The organism is Klebsiella sp. EMBS2024, from assembly GCF_036233805.1.
GTDB classification, from domain to species: Bacteria; Pseudomonadota; Gammaproteobacteria; order Enterobacterales; family Enterobacteriaceae; genus Klebsiella; species Klebsiella pneumoniae.
The window spans coordinates 1,831-2,600 of record NZ_JAZARW010000003.1 but is presented as its reverse complement, the minus strand read 5'-3'; the positions used below and the strand labels follow the sequence as shown (position 1 = coordinate 2,600).

Below are 770 nucleotides of genomic sequence, written 5' to 3'. Positions count from 1 at the left end.
CAGCGGCAAAGCGCGATAACAACAGAGGGTGTCGCCAGGGCCGTAGCCTGGGTGGTGACGCCTGGTGTGAAAAAATGGTAAGGGGAGAGCGGTGATTCCAATAGAACGACATCAGCGTATTTTAGCCCTGGTGGAGCAGCGTGGGGCGGTAAGCATTAACGAGCTGACGGAGATCCTCGGCGTGTCCCATATGACCATCCGTCGGGACGTTAGTAAACTGGAGGAGCAGGGGCTGCTGGTCAGCGTCTCGGGCGGCGTACGCGCCGTCAGCCGGCTGGCCGCGGAACCTAGTCATCTGGTGAAAAGCACGCTGCAGAGTGAGGAGAAACAAGCGATCGGCGCGCTGGCGGCGAGTCATATCGCTAAAAACAGTTGCATCTATCTGGATGCCGGGACTACCACCCTGGCGCTGGCGCGGGCGATCCTCGACCGGAACGATCTCCAGGTGGTCACCAATGATTTTGAGATAACCCAGCTGCTGATCGATGCCAGCCAGTGCGGCGTGATCCACACCGGCGGCACTCTGTGCCGGGAGAACCGCTCCTGCGTGGGCGAATCGGCGGCGCGTACGTTACGCCACCTGGCTATCGATACGGCCTTTATCTCCGCCAGCGGCTGGGACAGCCGCGGGATATTCACCCCTGATGAGAACAAGGTTACCGTCAAGGAGACCGTCAGCCAGGTCAGCGCGAGAAGCATCCTGCTGTGCGACAGTTCGAAATACAATCAGGTGGCCACGTTTATGGCGTTACCTCTGACCCGGTTCACCA

General features: G+C 59.9%; 1 protein-coding gene. It reads left to right on the top strand.

What is annotated here, in order from left to right:
• Positions 1-91: 91 nt before the first annotated feature.
• On the top strand, positions 92-770 hold a 679-nt coding region (locus VZP09_RS24680), incomplete at its 3' end, for a DeoR/GlpR family DNA-binding transcription regulator (protein WP_219166123.1).